The 15,815-nt window shown below is 70.6% G+C and carries 12 protein-coding genes and 2 pseudogenes; 9 read left to right on the top strand and 5 right to left on the bottom strand.

Going from position 1 to position 15,815, the window contains the following annotated elements:
• Positions 1–29: 29 nt before the first annotated feature.
• From IE252_RS44080 to IE252_RS44465, 6 genes and pseudogenes are all read left to right on the top strand, one after another.
• Complete coding sequence (locus IE252_RS44080) at positions 30–2,915, top strand: AfsR/SARP family transcriptional regulator (protein WP_190094474.1); 2,886 nt, start codon at positions 30–32, stop codon at positions 2,913–2,915.
• Positions 2,916–3,177: 262 nt separating this feature from the next.
• Positions 3,178–3,517: pseudogene (locus IE252_RS40280) on the top strand (VOC family protein); the annotation flags it as partial.
• A 682-nt stretch (positions 3,518–4,199) separates the two neighbouring features.
• Complete coding sequence (locus IE252_RS40275; RefSeq protein ID WP_190094473.1) at positions 4,200–4,376, top strand: hypothetical protein; 177 nt, start codon at positions 4,200–4,202, stop codon at positions 4,374–4,376.
• Positions 4,377–4,613: 237 nt separating this feature from the next.
• Positions 4,614–5,504 carry a 2OG-Fe dioxygenase family protein gene (locus tag IE252_RS40270; RefSeq protein ID WP_229849115.1) on the top strand — a complete coding sequence of 297 codons (891 nt, stop codon included), beginning with the start codon at positions 4,614–4,616 and terminating at the stop codon, positions 5,502–5,504.
• The gene (locus IE252_RS40265) at positions 5,504–5,848 is read left to right on the top strand and encodes a tRNA-binding protein (RefSeq protein WP_190094472.1); all 345 of its coding nucleotides are present in this window, start codon (positions 5,504–5,506) and stop codon (positions 5,846–5,848) included. The genes IE252_RS40270 and IE252_RS40265 overlap by 1 nt, the downstream gene beginning before the upstream one ends.
• Positions 5,849–6,012: 164 nt before the next feature.
• Positions 6,013–6,249 (top strand): hypothetical protein, encoded by a 237-nt coding sequence (locus IE252_RS44465; protein WP_190094471.1) that lies wholly within the window; start codon positions 6,013–6,015, stop codon positions 6,247–6,249.
• Here the strand turns inward: IE252_RS44465 and IE252_RS44460 are convergent.
• Positions 6,234–6,401: a hypothetical protein gene (locus IE252_RS44460; protein ID WP_373298690.1), complete on the bottom strand. Its 168-nt coding sequence runs from the start codon at positions 6,399–6,401 to the stop codon at positions 6,234–6,236. The genes IE252_RS44465 and IE252_RS44460 overlap by 16 nt on opposite strands.
• A gap of 327 nt (positions 6,402–6,728) precedes the next feature.
• Between IE252_RS44460 and IE252_RS40255 the strand changes: the two genes are divergently transcribed.
• Together IE252_RS40255 and IE252_RS40250 are read left to right on the top strand one after the other, a co-directional pair.
• Positions 6,729–8,180 (top strand): NAD(P)/FAD-dependent oxidoreductase, encoded by a 1,452-nt coding sequence (locus IE252_RS40255; RefSeq protein WP_190094470.1) that lies wholly within the window; start codon positions 6,729–6,731, stop codon positions 8,178–8,180.
• 290 nt (positions 8,181–8,470) lie between these two features.
• Positions 8,471–9,751 carry a polyprenyl synthetase family protein gene (locus tag IE252_RS40250; RefSeq protein ID WP_190094469.1) on the top strand — a complete coding sequence of 427 codons (1,281 nt, stop codon included), beginning with the start codon at positions 8,471–8,473 and terminating at the stop codon, positions 9,749–9,751.
• A gap of 18 nt (positions 9,752–9,769) precedes the next feature.
• On the opposite strand, the pseudogene IE252_RS40245 reads toward IE252_RS40250, so the two are convergent.
• The 3 genes and pseudogenes from IE252_RS40245 to IE252_RS40235 all read right to left on the bottom strand — a co-directional run.
• Positions 9,770–9,912, bottom strand: a pseudogene (locus IE252_RS40245) (transposase); the annotation flags it as partial.
• A 280-nt stretch (positions 9,913–10,192) separates the two neighbouring features.
• On the bottom strand, positions 10,193–11,404 hold the full coding sequence (locus IE252_RS40240) for a basic secretory protein-like protein (RefSeq protein ID WP_190094468.1): 1,212 nt from the start codon (positions 11,402–11,404) through the stop codon (positions 10,193–10,195).
• Positions 11,405–11,575: 171 nt separating this feature from the next.
• Positions 11,576–13,066: an RICIN domain-containing protein gene (locus tag IE252_RS40235; RefSeq protein ID WP_190094467.1), complete on the bottom strand. Its 1,491-nt coding sequence runs from the start codon at positions 13,064–13,066 to the stop codon at positions 11,576–11,578.
• Positions 13,067–13,676: 610 nt separating this feature from the next.
• On the opposite strand from IE252_RS40235, the gene IE252_RS40230 reads away from it, so the two are divergent.
• The gene (locus IE252_RS40230; protein WP_190094493.1) at positions 13,677–14,438 is read left to right on the top strand and encodes a MerR family transcriptional regulator; all 762 of its coding nucleotides are present in this window, start codon (positions 13,677–13,679) and stop codon (positions 14,436–14,438) included.
• 333 nt (positions 14,439–14,771) lie between these two features.
• Here the strand turns inward: IE252_RS40230 and IE252_RS40225 are convergent, their stop codons facing one another.
• Positions 14,772–15,629: a helix-turn-helix transcriptional regulator gene (locus tag IE252_RS40225; RefSeq protein ID WP_190094466.1), complete on the bottom strand. Its 858-nt coding sequence runs from the start codon at positions 15,627–15,629 to the stop codon at positions 14,772–14,774.
• Between the last annotated feature and the right edge of the window lie 186 nt (positions 15,630–15,815).

Below are 15,815 nucleotides of genomic sequence, written 5' to 3'. Positions count from 1 at the left end.
TGGCGTCCGGGCCCCCAACAACGCACCCAGTGCCCGATCTGCGGTTCTGTCTGCTCGGTCCGGTGCGCGCCTGGCAGGACGGGAGCGAGTTGCCGCTCGGTCCGCCGCAGCAGCGCGCCCTGCTCGCGGTACTGCTGCTGAACGACAGTCGGCCGGTCACGCTGGAGCGGCTGTCCGAGGCACTGTGGGGGGAGCAGCCGCCCGGCCGCGCGGTGGGCATCGTACGCACCTATGCCCACCGGCTGCGCCGTGTGGTGGGAGCGGACCGGCTGGAGACGCTGACCGGCGGCTACCGGCTGGTGCGGGGGGCGGCGCCGCTGGACACCACGCAGTGCGACGAGTTCGCCGCCGCCGCCGTCCGCCACCAGGCTGAGGGCCGGCTGCGGGAGGCACGCGCTGCGCTCGCCCAGGCCGTGGGCCTGTGGCAGGGAGACGCCTTGGGCGGACTGCCCGGTCCGTACGCCGAGCGCCAGCGCCTCCACTTCACCGAGCGCCGGCTCGACCTGATCGCCCGACGCGCCACCCTTGACCTCGCGCTGGGCCGACACCACGCCGTACTGGCGGAACTGGTCACCCTGGCGGCCGAGCACCCCCTGCGCGAGCAGTTCACCGAGCTGCTCATGCTCGCCCTGTACCGGGCGGGCCGCCAGTCGGACGCCCTGGACGCCTACACTGCCGCCCGGCGCCGGCTGGCGGACGAGATCGGCGTGGAGCCGGGGCCCGGTCTGCGGCTGCTGCACCAGCAGATCCTGCAGGCCGACCCCGCCCTCACCCCGCCCGCCGACTCAGCTTCCGACTCCGCCTCCGGCGACACCGCCCGCTCCGTGCCGCCGGGGCAGCTGCCGCGACACCTGACGCCCCGCCAGATCCCGTTCGGAGCCACCGACTTCACCGGGCGCCACGACCAGCTCCACCAGATCACCACGGCGCTGCGCGACCCCGGTGTCATGCCCGTCATCGCCCTGTCCGGACTCGGTGGCACGGGCAAGAGCGAACTCGCCATCCAGGCCGCCCACGCCACCTGCGCCGACTTCCCCGACGGACAGCTCTACGCCGACCTGACGGGCCACACCCCCCAACCCACCCCGCCCGAGGAGATCCTGGAGGGCTTCCTCCACGCACTGGGCCTGCCCTCCCAGGCCATCCCCTCCTCCACGGCCAGCCGCACCGCCCTGCTGCGCAGCGTTCTGGCGGACCGGCGCGTCCTGCTCCTGCTCGACAACGCCAAGGACACCGAGCAGCTCCTGCCGCTGCTGCCCGGCAGCCCCGGCAGCGCGGCCCTGGTCACCAGCCGCTCACGCCTGTTCTCGCTGCCCGCGATGCACACGTTCCATCTGGAGGCCCTCACCCCCGACGAGGCTCTCGTCCTGTTCGCGCGGATCGTCGGCGCCGAGCGCACCGGGGCCGAACCGGACGCCGCGCGGCTGCTTTTGGAGGCCTGCGGCCATCTGCCCCTGGCCGTACGCATCCTGGGCTCCCGGCTTGTCTCCCGGCCCGTCTGGAGCATCGCGAGCCTGTGCGACCGCCTCACCGACGAAAACCGCCGTCTGGCCGCCCTGCGCCACGGCACCCTCACCATCGAGGCGACCTTCCGGCTCAGCTACGACCAGCTCACCCCCGACCTGGCCCGCGCCTTCCGCCTGCTGGCCGTCCCCGACCTCACCGACCTGCCCCTCCCCGTCCTCGCAGCCGTCCTCGACGTCTCACCGGAGCAAGCCGAGCACCTCGCCGAAGCCCTCGTGGACGCCTCCCTCCTGGAGACCCCCGCCCCCGAGCGCTACCGCTACCACGACCTGGTCCGCGCCTTCGCCCGCACCCTCACCCACCCCGACGACCCCGCTCCCGGACAGATCCTCACCCGCCTGCTGACCGCCTACGGCAAGGCCGCCGACGCGACATGGGTCGACCCCGGCGCCGTCGCCGCCCTGATCCGCCAGCACACCCAGTGCACCGAACCGGGCCCGGCCCACGCACCCGCCGCCCGCCTCCTGCTCACCACCGCGCTCAGCCACCCCTCCAGCAACGCCGCCCTCGCCCTCGGCCGCGCCGCCAACCAGCTCCTGCCACGTGTCATCGGCCACGACAGCACGGCCGAAGCAGAGGTCCGGCTCGCCCTGGGCCGCCTGCTCGTCGAGATCGGCTCACCCACCCCCGCCCTCGCCGAACTCCTCCACACCCTGCGCCTGTGCGCCGCCCACGCCCTGCCCCCCGCCCTCCAGGCCCACACCCACACCACCCTGGGCATGTGCTTCCTCCACGTCCAGCGCTACCCGGACGCCGCCGACCACTTCCGCACCGCGGCCGCCCTCCATCAAGGCCTCGGCGACCGCTCCGCGGCCGTCCCCGAACTCCTGCGCCTGGCCACCGCACTCGCCCGCTCCGGCCGCCACACCGAAGCCCAGCACACCGCCGACACCGCCCGGACCATCAGCACCGCCCTCGCCGCCCCCGCCCTGAACGCCATGGTCGCCGACACCCTCGGCACCCTCGCCCACGAACAGGGCCACCACCGCCAGGCCATCCGCCACTACACCACCGCCCTCAGCCACCACCGGGCCACCAACCACCAGCGCACCGGCCGCACCCTGCTCGCCCTCGCCCAGACCCAGCGCGCCGCACACCATCCCGACGCCGCCGACACCGCACACCGCGCCGTCACCGCCCTCACCCACGACGGCGATCAGTACCGCACCGCCCTCGCCCTCACCGAACTCGGCCACGCCCTCCACCTCCACGACCCGTCCCGCGCCCGCGCATCGTGGCTCCAGGCCCAGCGCATCCTCTCCGCCATCGGCGCCCCCGAAGCCACCACCCTCCACCGCCTCACCGGCACCCCCCTTCCCACCCCACCCCCGGCGCCCTGGCCTTCCTGGACCCCCACCCCACCCCCCAACCCCGACGTGTCCCGGCCGTAGCCCCACCCGCGTGCCGTCTCGTGAGATGCCCGGCAGTTGGGTGCGGAGGCGGACGGCCGGGCTAGGCACCCAAAGCGATCTGGCCGCCGAGGGCCAGGACGAGGAGCTGGTCCGGCTGCGGGAGGAGAACAAGCGGCTGCGCAGGGCGGAAGGCCGAGTGACAGCTGGAGCGCGAGATCCTGCGCCGAGCAGCCGCGCATTGTGGACGGGAGCTGAAGTGGGTCCCCGTGAAGCTCCTGCAACACGACTCGTGCAGATCAACATGAAAGCCCAGGACGACTCGGCGCTCGGCTGGTTCTGGGCGGACGCCCTCGGCTGGGGGTCGGCGGCGAAACGCCCGGCGTCACCGACCTCGAACCCGTCGGCTTCGCCTACCCCGCCCCCGCGGCCGTCTGCATCGATCTCATAGCCCGCCCGGAACCCAAGACGATGAAGAACCGGGTGCACCTCGATCTGGCCACCACCTCGACCGCCCACCAGGCAGAGCTGGTCGCGCGTCTGAAGGATCTCGGCGCGACGCTCGCCGATGTGGGTCGGGCGACGTCCCCTGGACGGTCATGGCCGACCCGGAGGGCAACGAGTTCTGCCTCCTCGCCCCTCGCTGACCTGCGGAAACGGCTCCGGCCGGTTTCGGGTCAGCGGCGGAGACCGCGTGGCGTCAGCGCATGCCACCGGAGAGGGGGGGGGACGGTGTCCTCGGTGAATCAGCGCGCACCGTTGGACGGCAGGAAGGCCACGTACGGGCCCCGTCGGCGCCGGTGCCCGTACGGCCCGGCGCCGACGGCGGCGTTCCGTGCTGGCCTTCGGCCGCCCCGGACAGTCCGCCCCGACTCTGCAGCCAGCTGTCCAGGGTGGCCGCCCACGTGACGCCCGTCAGCAGGTCAGGTGCCGCATGGCTGGGAAGATCCATCGAGCAGGTGCGGGGTGACTCCCGACCAGGGGTGGCCGCTATTGAGGCTGCGGCTCGCCACTACGGGACGCCAAGCCGGCGTTTGCGCACGACTCGTAGGAGTAGCGAGCGTTGCGGTGCCATTCTTCTCGGGTGGCTCGGGTGGCTGTCACCTTGGTGTCGGGGTTTCTTTGTCACGGGAGAGTAGGGTGATCGACCATCACCAAGCTGTGACCTGCGGGTTCGTGGAACTCCGGGATTTGAACCAGCCCTGGCGCGCACGTAGACATCTCGTTGACCGTCAATTGATCAGCGGTCCATAGGTTTTTTCTCGTCGGAGACGATCGATTCCGCCCCAGGGCGGACGTCATCAATGGAACGAGAGAGCCCGCACTATGAAGATCACCACCCGCCTGGCCCTTGGTACCGCCGCGCTCGCTGCCGCCGCCGCTGCCGTCATCATCCCGTCCGCGGCCGCCAGTGCGGACACCAACACCACCGCCATCAACAGCGGCGTGTGCAACGCCTTCCAGCAGGGCATGGACCCGCTCACCTGCGCGCGTGAGGACTGATCCTGCCCCGGGCAGGCCTGGCGCACGGCAGTGCCCTGGACCGGGCGACGACCGCATCGGTCGTCGCCCTCGTCGAGCCGCCGGCCGCCGCGGCCATCGGCGTCGCCCAGCTCGGGCCGGCGGCTGAACACGGCCGTCGTCCTCGGCACCGTGCTGTTGCCCTTCCCCTCCACCGCGGAACGACCCGAAGGATCCCGCGGAGAGTCACATCCTGAACCGAAACGGAGTATCCATACCGTGAGCACCAACGATCTCGACCAAGGCATATCCGACCTGGCCCAGATCAAGAAGCAGTACGTCGAGCAGCGTTCGGTCTTTGTCCCTGGCGAGCGCATGGCCGGCTTACTAAAGAGGCTCGGCGCCACAGACGCCGACCTGGCCCAGCTTCAGCGGGTGAGCGACGATCCCACCCTCCCCTTCCGCAAGTCGAAGAACGGCCGCTTCCACTTCGACGTGGAGAACGGGACGGTCGACCGGGGCGAGTTCCAGCCGTTCGTGCTGTCGGCCGGCGAGGACTTCGTACGTCATGACTCCGGTCAGACGCGCGAGTTCGCGGAGATCGGTGACAACCTCCAGCTGAACCGAGCCTTCCAGGCACTGCTGATGTTCAAGGCGTTCATGGTCCAGGACGTGGAGATCGCGCACCGCCCGAAGCTGGACTACGACTACCCCGGATGGGTGTGCACCCTGTTCAATCTGCGGACCGTCACCACGCCCGAACTCGTCGGTGAACCCGCCCTCGAGGGGGTGCACAGCGACGGCGTGGACCACACAATGACCACCCTGCTCGGCAGCGAGAACATGACCGCCGACAGCGCGATCACCTTCCTCCACGACATGCGGCAGAACAACGCAGTCCGCTGGGACGAGGTCGACCCGGAGCTCGTCATGGGCCACTACCAGCACCGCCACTTCCTCGACACCATGCTGGTCGTCGACCACGAGCGAAAGCACAGCCTCTCCCCGGTGGTTGCCGCTGACCAACTGCGGGCGTCTACCCGGGATATGCTGATCTTCTTCACGCGGAAGCCTGCCATGGAGGGCCACATCTCCCACCCTTACGACTCCCTCACCAGCCATTCCTCCCTGCCGATGTCGGCCGGACTGCTTCCCTCGGTACAGGTCTGATGGCGGCGGACGGGATCACGATCACCGACTTCCTGGACATCGACATCCGTGCGGGCCGGATCGTCCGCGCCGAGCGGTTCCCGCGCGCCCGTCGCCCCGCGTACAAACTGTGGATCGACTTCGGTGATCTGGGTGTACGGAAGTCCAGCGCCCAGATCACCGATGTGTACGCGCTCGACGACCTCGAGGGCCGTCTCGTGATGGCCGTGGTGAACCTCCCGCCCCGGCAGGTCGCGGACTTCATGTCCGAGGTCCTCGTCCTCGGAGTGCCGGACGAGGACGGCGGCAACGTGATCCTGATCGGCCCGGACCGGGAGGTCAAGCCGGGATCACGGCTGCTCTGACTCGAAGCAGCAGGATGCTGGCCGGACGACTGGGCCGAGGACGCTGCGGGGGAGCGGCCTGTCCCCGAGCTTGATCCTTGACCGCTGTCTCGGCCGCGTACGCGGAGGGTGCTCAGGCATTCGGGGGACACCGCCAAGGTCCGCTCCGGACACGGGCCGGCAGCGTGGCGGCCTTCCGCAGCCTCGCGATCAACCAGAACGCGCTGCTGGTCGCGTTGGTAGGCGGGATCGGTGAGGAGGAGACCGGTGGCCTTGCGCGGGGAGAAGGCGGCGTGGTCGGCCTCGACGCGGCCTTGGTCGATGTAGCGAAGCAGCAGGTTCGCGCTTGCGGGGCAGCCCGTCTTCCTGATCTCGTGCAGGAGGTGGGTGACGGGGACGGCCGGATTCACCGCCCGCCATGAGGGTGACACCGGCGTCGGCGCAGGTGCTCGCGGTAGGGATCGACCAGCGTGGGCCGACGGGCACAGTCGAGCAGGCCGACGCCCGAGTCCAGGAGCTGGTGCACCTGGTGCCGGCGTTCACGGGTGGTCGCGGCCCGTCTGCCCTCGGACACCGGTGGGTTGGTCTTCGCCCAGTAGGCGCTGTGCGTGGTGACCGCGTCAGGAGTCGGAGAGGGGCGGGGGGCGGTGAAGCCCCGGCGGCACCCCGCCCCCCGCCTTTCTCCTGCCTGGTTTCCTGCCGGGAACACGCACGTCGTTTCCGGTGACGCCCCGTCGAAGGCCTCGTTGATCCCCTCTGCAGGGGTACGCGCCGAAGCCGCACCGCGTGCCTCGCGGTCCGGGCCCGCCGTCTGGTGGCGGGGCGTGCGGCCGGTGCGTCCAGGAGTGCGGCGCCGACCCGTTCGCGGCGTCGGCTTCACAGGGCTGGCAGGGAGACGTGCATGCCGCATGCGGTTGTCCTCGGAGGAAGCATCGCCGGGTTGTTGGCGGCCCGGGTCCTGGGCGATGTCGCCCGGGTGACGGTGGTGGAGGCCGACGATCCGGGCGGGGCCGACGGTGTCCGCAGGGGTGTTCCGCAGGGCGCGCATGTGCACGGGCTGCTGACCCCGGGGTGGGCGCTGGCCGAACGCTGGTATCCCGGGCTGAAGGGGGATCTCGCCGCCGATGGCGCGGTCTTGGGGTCCGGAAGTGGGATCCAGTTCTATCTGGACGGCGTACGCAAGGTGCCGAGCCCCCGGGACGAGGGCGTCGGCGTGACGCGCGGCCTGCTGGAGGCGCACGTGCGGCGGCGGACCTTGGCGGACGGCCGGGTGGCGGTGCTGCGCGGCCGGGCCGTCGGCCTGGTCTTCGAGGGCGGCCGCGTCGCCGGTGTCCGCTACCGGGATGCGGCCGCGACCGGGGTGCGGGACGAAGGTGGGGGTGTGGGGGTGCGGACGCTCGCCGCCGACCTGGTGGTGGATGCCACCGGCCGCTCCAGCCGCCTCGGGTCCTGGCTGGTGGAAGCCGGATGGCCCGCCCCGCCCGTGGAGCGCACCCGCATCGACCTCCATTACGCGACCGCCCGCTTCCGCCGTGGCGACGAGGCGCCGGGGGTCATGGGGGCGTGCGCGACGCCACCGGCCGCCGGGTCCGTCACCCGCCGCAGGTTTGCGGGCTTGGCGGCGGTCGAAGGAGACCAGTGGCTGCTCACCGTCGGTGACCACGGAGCGCGGCCGCCGACGGACCCCGACGGCTTCCGCCGCGCCTGCGAGGAGTTGAAGGCACCGCCGTTCCAGGCCGTCGCACGGCAGTGCGAGATGCTCGGCGGGATCGAGACGTTCACGCTCGCGCACACGGTGAAGCGGGACTTCGCGGCGGTGGAACGGCTGCCCGGCGGTCTGGTGGCCGTCGGCGACTCCGTCGCCTCGTTCAACCCGGTCTACGCGCAGGGCATCACGGCGGCCGCCTTCCACGCGTCCTGCCTGGCCCGCCACCTCGCGTCGGGCGCCGACGTACATGCGTCGGCCGCCCCGTACTTCAAGCACGTCGCGGCCGTCACCGACGCCGCGTGGGAGGTCTCCACGCTGGCCGTGGTCCAGCCCGACCTGGTGGGCCCCCACCGGCTGCGGTCCCGGGCGACCCGGCGCCTGGTCGACCTCCTGACGCGTGCCGCGTTCACGGACACCTGGGTGAACGAGCGGTTCACCGACGTCGTACACATGCGGGCTCATCCGTCCTCGCTCAAAAGGCCCCGCCTGTGGTGGGGTGTGGCCCGCGCCCTCGCCGACCAGCGGCGCGGGGGTGGGCGGGGGTGGGCGGCGCGGGACGCCGCCGTTGTCGCCGCCGACACCGTTGCCGAGCCCGGCGTGCCGTGCGTCGGTCCGAGTACGGCTGCCGGGACGGGCCTGCGTTGACCGGACCGTTCGCCACTCGAAGAGCGGAGGCGACAGTGACTCGGTGTCAGAGCCGTCGTTGACCGGGGAATGAACCACACAGCTTCCCGACGGGCACACCTGTGCTGCCCCGGCGAGGCCGTGCCCGCCGCCGCGGCGAATTCTGCGGGCGACCGGCGGTCACGGCCCGTTCGGGGGAGTGACCCGCGCTGTGCGCAGACGCGACCGCGAGCCGTCGGGTCGCCCAGCTGCCCCCGCGGGCCCGGGACGCACCGCCGCGCAGGGTACCCGGCGCCGGGCACCGGCTCCCCATGACGGCTCCCGGCATCGCCCCCGGCAGCGGGGCGGACGACCCCGGGCGGGTGCCGTCCGCCGTGGCGCACGGCCTGATCGCGTGCGACGCCGACGCACCCGGGCCGGGCGCCGAAGCGCCCGGGGCGCCTCCGTCCCGCCCGCCGGCGCACGACGTCGGCGCCGCGATCGCGGTACGGCTGCGCCGTGCGGCCCAGCGCGTCGACGAGCACGTCGCCCAGTTGTACCCGGCCGGGCCCGCCGCGGACGCCGCCGAGTGGCTGCTGCCCGGAACCCTCCACGACCACCTCGCGCCGGGCGCACGCGCACACCTCGCCCGGCGGCTCCACCAGGCGCTGGCCGCTCCCGTACGCCACCTGGTCGAGGCGGGCGGCCAGCGGTGGCGACCGGGCCTGGTCGCCACGGTCATCGACCTGCTGGGCGGGGACAGCGCACGCTACGGTCCCCTGCTCGCCGCCATGGAGATCGCGCACACCGGTTCCCTGATGGTCGACGACATCCAGGACAGCTCCGCGGTGCGGCGCGGCGTCCCGGCCGCCCACGAGACCTTCGGGATCCCGACGGCCCTCAACGCCGGTACGAACGCGTACTTCGCCCTCGACCGAGCCATCCGCATGACCGTCACACACGACGCGGCGCTGAGCGGCCGCCTGCGGGAGGTGTACTTCGCGGCGCTGCGCGCGGCGCACGCCGGGCAGGCGCTGGACATCCAGGGCCACCGCGCCGAGATGGACCACGCGGTGTCCACCGGTGACCCGGGACACGTACTCGACCTGGTGCGCCTGACGCACCGTCTGAAGTCCGGGGCCCTGCTGGCCGCCGGGTTCGAGATGGCCGCCCTGCTCACCGGCGCCGACGACCGGCGGCGGTGTGCCCTCGCCGCGTTCGGTTCGGTGGTGGGGACCACGTACCAGATCACCGACGACGTCGCCGACCTGCGCGGCGTCACCCGCGCGGGAGTGGTGACCAAGCGGGTCGCCGAGGACGCGCGCAACGGAAAGGTGACCATGCCGCTCGCCCACGCCGTCGCCCGGCTGCCCCAGCCGCAGTTGAAGGAGGTGTGGCAGCTCGTCCGCGGTCAGGCCGCCCGCGAGGGCGACCTGACCGCGGTGCGCCGCACCCTGATCGGCTGCGGAGCGGCGGCGGCCTGCGAGCAGGAGGCCGACGCCCTCCTGGAGGAGGCCTGGCAGGACCTGGAACCGGAACTGCCGCATTCCCCCGGCACCCCGGTGCTGTACGAGATGGCCCGGCACACGGTCCGCCGCAATCGGATCGCCTGAGCTTGGCTCGTCAGCGCCATGTAGACACGTCAACGCGGCGGTCTCCGACGGGGTGGGCCGAGGGCCCACACGGCCTTGCGGATGCGGGGGTTCACGCTCTCGATCGCGTCGGTCGAGCAGATCACCTTGCGGATTTTGACGTCGAAGGAGAGGAAGGGCACCTCTCGGCCCAGGCGTCGGATCCACGATGGCAGCAAACCCCCGGCCCCGACCCGTCTTCGCTCTCACAGGGGGCACACGGTGGCAGTGTGACGCCCCGGCGAACGCGTCCCGCTGGGCGTCCCGTTGCAGCACACTCATGTCCACGGCCTTCGTGATGGTCCCGCGTGTTTCTTGATCCGGAACACAGGATCAGGCGAAGGCCGCCCTGACGTGCAGCGATTGCCCATCCGGGCGAACGCGTACGAAACTCGTTCGGCAGTGGTGGGTTAAAGATCAACCTTAGTCCCGGAAGGCGGGATTGGTCCACTTGGTGGGGGAGGACTGGATGTCGTTCCACATCTCCGTCCACCACTGCCGGCCGCTCTTGCCCGTGATCGTCGTCAGCACCCGGTCTCCGTCGGCATCAAAGTATTGCCGACGCACCTCGTTGTTGATCTTCTGGATGACCGCCTCGCCCAACGGGTGCTTGTGGGCGATGTAGTTGAGCATGTAGGCAGTGGGGTCGTAGCCCCTGTTGTAGTCGGCGCCACGTATCTGGGCGAGACCGGGCTTCTCCTTCACGTTGTAGACGTACTTGCGGAGGTAGTCAGCCTGCCCCTCGTTCAGCCACCCTCCGTTGGCCGCGTCCTGCACCTGGTGGGTGAGTTCATGGACGAGCACACCGACATCGCCCGGGTTGTTCATGACGTGGCTGGGGCGGATCACGAGCGACTTCTCGTTGTTGTACCGGCCGTTGGGTTCGAACGCGGCCAAGACGGCAGGGCTCTTGAAGGCGTCGAATCCGGCGTCGAAGACGACGTGGATGTTGGGCTTCACCCGGTAGGCGCCACCGGTCATGAACTGCTGGATCTTCGCGTACTGGTCCTGGAGCAGGCCCGTGTTCCTGTCGATCCAGGAACGCAGGGCGGCGGGGTCGTAGCCGCCTGTGTCGACCATCTGCACGGTGACGGGGACGGCGGGGCCGGGGGCGGGAGCCGTGGTCTTGTCGAGGTTCCACTGCTGGGCCGTGTCGGCGGTATCGCAGGGGCGCACCGCGGTGCGCAGGTCGGGGAGGCGGGTCAGACAGGTGTCGCCGCCGGTGCGGTCGGTGCTGTGGAGCAGCCAGGCGCGGCTGTTGGGGAGGTTCTGCAGCCACCACTGCTGGTTGGGCCTGCCGATGTAGTTCCAGGCGCCGACGGAGTTGTCGCCCAGGTCGCGGTCGACGGCGTTGTTCGTGTGGGGGACCTTGACGGTCCAGTTCCCGTTGCCGGTATCGGTGACGGCCCAGGTCTGCTCGGTCAGGTTCTCGTTCCAGTCCTTGACGCGCACCCCCGCACCGTTCTGCGGGCTGTCCCACTGCAGGGCACCGCCGGCGTGGCTGGAGATCCGGTAGGTGCCGCCCGATTCGGGCAAGGGTTCGGCGGCATGGGCGGTGGAGGCGGCGAGACCACCGGTGAGTGTGGTGGCACAGGCCAGCATGGTGACCGTGGCGGCTCGGTGTCGTCTACGCATGAAGGGGCCTTTCGGGTGGAGGATGGCTTGTGACTGATGCGGAGGGCGGCGGTAGGGGCGGGCGGCGGCGAAATGGGCATCGCACCGAGCGGCGACCAGGGGGAGGAGGCAGGGACCTGCAGGCAATGGCCTCCCTCGCCGTCGCGGCGGTGCCCTACGTCGGCCTGGCGGCTACTGGAGCTTCCACTGCATGGAGTCCAGGCCGTCGGCGGTGGCGCAGGAGGAGACGGTCAGCTGGCCCTCACCCGTGGGGGCGCCCAGGCACAGGTCGCCCCGCTTGCTGCGGATGCTGTACCAGCCGGGGCGGTTGGGGGTGGCGCGGAACTTCCAGAGCTGGTTGTCGCTTCCGCCGCCGTTGATCTGGTGGGACCAGGCGGTGCCGTTGGAGTAGTTGTAGTCCAGCACCCGGGCGTTGGCGCCGGTGAAGCCGCGGCGCTCGGTGTAGCGGTTCTCGATGAGGAAGTAGCCGTTGCCCTTGTCCCACAGGTGCCACTGCTGGTTCTCGGTCTGGGTGGCGTGGTAGCTGTAGACGGCGGTGCCGTTGTCGGTCTTGTACTCGTACAGGTCCGCGACGCTGTTGTTGTAGTTGGTCAGCGTCGTGACCTTGTCGTGGGCGGGCTGGCCGCTGCTGCCGCCCTCCAGGTTGCGGAAGACGGCGTACGCGGCGTCGCGCCAGACCGCGGCGGCGGGGTCGTCGCCGAGGCTGCCGGAGAAGTTGCCGATCTGGACGGAGGAGCTGCTGTCGAAGGTGTCGCCGTTCAGGAGCGGCCCGCCGCTCGCGCCGCCGGACAGGTCGCTGTCACCGGTGCAGGGGCCACCTCTGCCCAGGATCTGCGGCGGGTTGTCCGGACCCCAGTAGGGCTGCTTCACGCAGGTATGGAATTGCTTGCTGCTGTCGGGTATGCCCGCGAGCACGACCTGGTTGGGCAGGGAACTGATGCTGAACTGGTAGCCGGAAGCACCGACGGTTTCCTCGACGTGGGCGCCGTTGCGAGTGTTCAGCGTCAGGAACGCGGAGTCGTTGTTCTGCGGCGCGTTGGTGAAGTTCCCGACCACACCGACGTCACGGAAGGTCCATGTGCCGTAGGGGGCGTGCTCGCCGTTGGCGTCCTTGTAGTAGCCGGGGGTGAACTCGTACTTCGCCTTGGTGTTGATGCGGCCCTGATCGTCGTGGATGATGCAGTGCCGCGCGGTGGCGATCATGTCCTTGCTGCCGCTGGTGACCACGTTGCCGGTGCACACGTTCCACCACCACCTGTCCGGGTTCTTCTCGTCGGGCCAGGACATGCGGATACGGCCGGTGGTGGCCCGCAGCTTGATCTCACCCATGGATCCGGCCGCAAGCAGGCTCTTCGCTTTTCGCGCGGGGGAGGTTGCGGGCGCCTTCACGGCCTTCCCACCGAGCGCGCCGGCCTTCGGCCGTGTGGCCTTCGGCGTCCAGTCCGGCAGTTCACCCTTGAACGGGCGCAGGGTGCCCTTGCTGTCGTGCTCGGCCCAGAAAGCCCGCTGCTGGGCATCGGTGGAGGTGGCGGAGGCATACACGCCACCGTCCGTACTACGCAGCGCGGGCGCGGCCGGACCGGTGGCTTGCGCTGCGGCGGTGGGCAGGGCGGCGGTCAGACTCACGGCCGCGAACGCCAGGGTGAGAACACGTCTGCGCAAGGGATTCTCCGTTTCCGTGCGTGGTTGATGTGAGATGCGCGTGTGGCAGGAGCGGTGGTCCGGGGCGCACGCGCCAGGTACCGATGCCGGTTCGGCGACCCATAGGCAGCCGGTGTCCGGCATTCGTGAGGGAGACACGGGGAAAGCCCGGCGCCCTTCCCCGTAGGTGTATGGCTCCCACACCTGCGATGCGCGGTGCATGGGTAGAGTCGCCTCCGGGCATCAACCGGAGATCAACGGAAGGTCAACGGTTCCCAGCACTCCACTACTTGCCGCACCGCTTCCACGGGGCGCAGCACCCGGTGCCGGTGGGCGCGTGGCGGTGCGTACGCACTCGGGGGAGCGCCTGGCGCCCTGGGGCGAACCCGCACAGGGGCCATGGCCTTCATCGTGATCGCTCCCGGTTTCCGCCGAGACGTGGCCGGCAACGGCCCCTGCACGTGCTGAACTCCGGAGCGGTGCCGACAGGATCCGCCCGCGTCGGATCTTCGCTCCTTCCGATCGGCGTGCAAGGAGCTGGGAGTTGGGGCTTGAAGCTGCCGTAGCGGAAGCCTCTAGCGTGGTGAGCAGGGCCGGAGGTTCCGGCCCGGTGAAACCCGTGGGGGCGGCGATGGCCTGGCCGATCGCGGAGGTCGCCCGGATGTCGGGTGTGACGGCCCGGACGTTACGGCACTACGCCGACATCGGCCTGCTGATGCCGGCCTGGATCGGGGCCAACGGCCACCGCTATTACGAGGAGCGCCAGTTGCTGCGGCTGCAGCAGGTCCTCGTGCTGCGGGCGCTGGGTCTGGGCCTGCCGGAGATCGGCCGGGTCCTGGCCGCGCAGGTCGACGAGGTGGAGGCCCTGCGGGGACATCACCATCAGCTGCTTGCCGAGCGCGACCGCCTGGATGCCCTGGCCGGCACTGTCGCCCACACGATCACCGAACTGGAGCAGTCCAGGAAGGACGGCACAGAAATGATCACCATCAGTCGGCCGGAGAACCTGTTCGAGGGCTTCCGGCCCGCCCAGTGCATGAAGGTCCTGCACGGCTTCCCCGAGTTGGTCGGGGCCGTCGAGCGGCACGCCTCGGCGTTGAGCCGGACCGAGGCCGAGGCCGAGGAGCGTGAGCGCACGGCGCAGATGGTCCGGCTGGCGGAGCTGATGGCCGCTGGTCTGCCCGCTGCCGCCGACGCGGTGCAGGCCGAGATCGACACCCAGTACCGGACGCTGGCCCGCAGCCGGGCAGCCACCGCCGAGGAGTACCGCGCGATCGGGCGCTGCTGCGTGGAGAACGAGCACTGGCGCGTGGTGTACGAGTCGATCGCGCCGGGCCTGGCCGAGTACCAGTGGGACGCCATCGAGGCGTACGCCGCAACTCGGCTGAGCTGAGCCGGGATGGGGCCGCCGCCACCGGGGGTGCGACGGCCCTACCGGGCCGGGCCACTTGCCCATTCCGTCGACAAAGGGGTCCATCGCTTGTGTCTACCTGCCCACCTGCACGGACTACGCGCAAAGTGAAGTTCCACCCTCGGCCTGGACAGCCTGATACTGGGACGACAGGTCCCGGAGGAAGCAGTTCCAGGTAGTGAGCAAGAAGAGCGAACGCTCTCCGGCAGTTGTACGGCGAAGCCGGGTGCTGCGGCGACAGTGAACCGTCCCGGTGGTCCTTACGGGGGGAGGAGCCACCGGGACGGTGTCTGAGGGGGTGGTGGCCCGACGCTGTCAGGCCGCCGCCAGTTGTTCCGCCCAAGCCGCCAGTGCCGCGAAACCCTGCTGGGTCTCGGAGCCCTGAGGGGCCGTGTGCACGATGATCGTCTGCTCCGGGGCGGCTGTGAGCTGCAAGGCCTGCCAGTCCAAGGTGAGCTCACCGGCAACCCGGTGGCGTATGCGCTTGCGGCCAGAGGTCACTCCCTGAACGCTGTGGCGGCTCCACCAGCGCCGGAAGTCATGGTCGTGCGCGGAGAGTTCGTCAATCAGCGTGTGCAGCTGAGGGTCTTCCGGGTAACGGGTGGCGTCCATGCGCAGCCGCTCGACGAAGCCGCTGGCCACATCGGACCAGTCGATATAGAGCTCGCGGATCCTCGGCTCCAGGAAAACCATGCGGGCCAGGTTGCGGCGGTCGGGCTCGATTTTGGAGAAGTCCGTGAACAGTGCGGCACCCATGGCGTTCCAGCCGATCACGTCCATGCGCCGGCCCAGCACTACTGCCGGCACGCAGGCCATGCTGTCGATGAGGGTCTGCGTCGCAGGTGTGATGGTGTCGGCCGGAGAAGTGACTCTGGGCTGGGCGTGCGTGCGCGCGCAGCGCTGCAGGTACTCCCGCTCGGCTGCAGAGAGTCCGAGTGCCTGGGCGATGCTGCTGAGCACCGCGTCGGAGGCATGCGTCATACGGCCCTGCTCAAGGCGGGTGTAGTAGTCGACGCTGACGTCGGCCAGCTGAGCCACTTCCTCACGCCGCAGTCCGGGAACCCGCCGGATCCGGCCCGTATCGGGCAAACCGACGTCCTGGGGAGACACCGTCGCCCTCTTGGCCTTGAGGAACTGTCCCAGTGCTAGATGACCTTGCGCTATGGAACCCATGGGGTCGATTATGCGCCATGGGTCGTATGGATCCAGCCGCACGGGGCCCGGTCGGCGGGGTGGGACCAAATGCCCGGTCATGTCAGTCCTTGATCTCGCAGATCAGCGCGCCCGAGGTGACCGACGCGCCGACCTCCGCCGACAGGCCCTTGATCGTGCCGGAGCGGTGGGCGTTGAGGGGCTGTT

The organism is Streptomyces melanogenes (assembly GCF_014649795.1).
Classification (GTDB): domain Bacteria; phylum Actinomycetota; class Actinomycetes; order Streptomycetales; family Streptomycetaceae; genus Streptomyces; species Streptomyces noboritoensis.
This window is presented reverse-complemented; position numbering and strand designations above follow the sequence as displayed.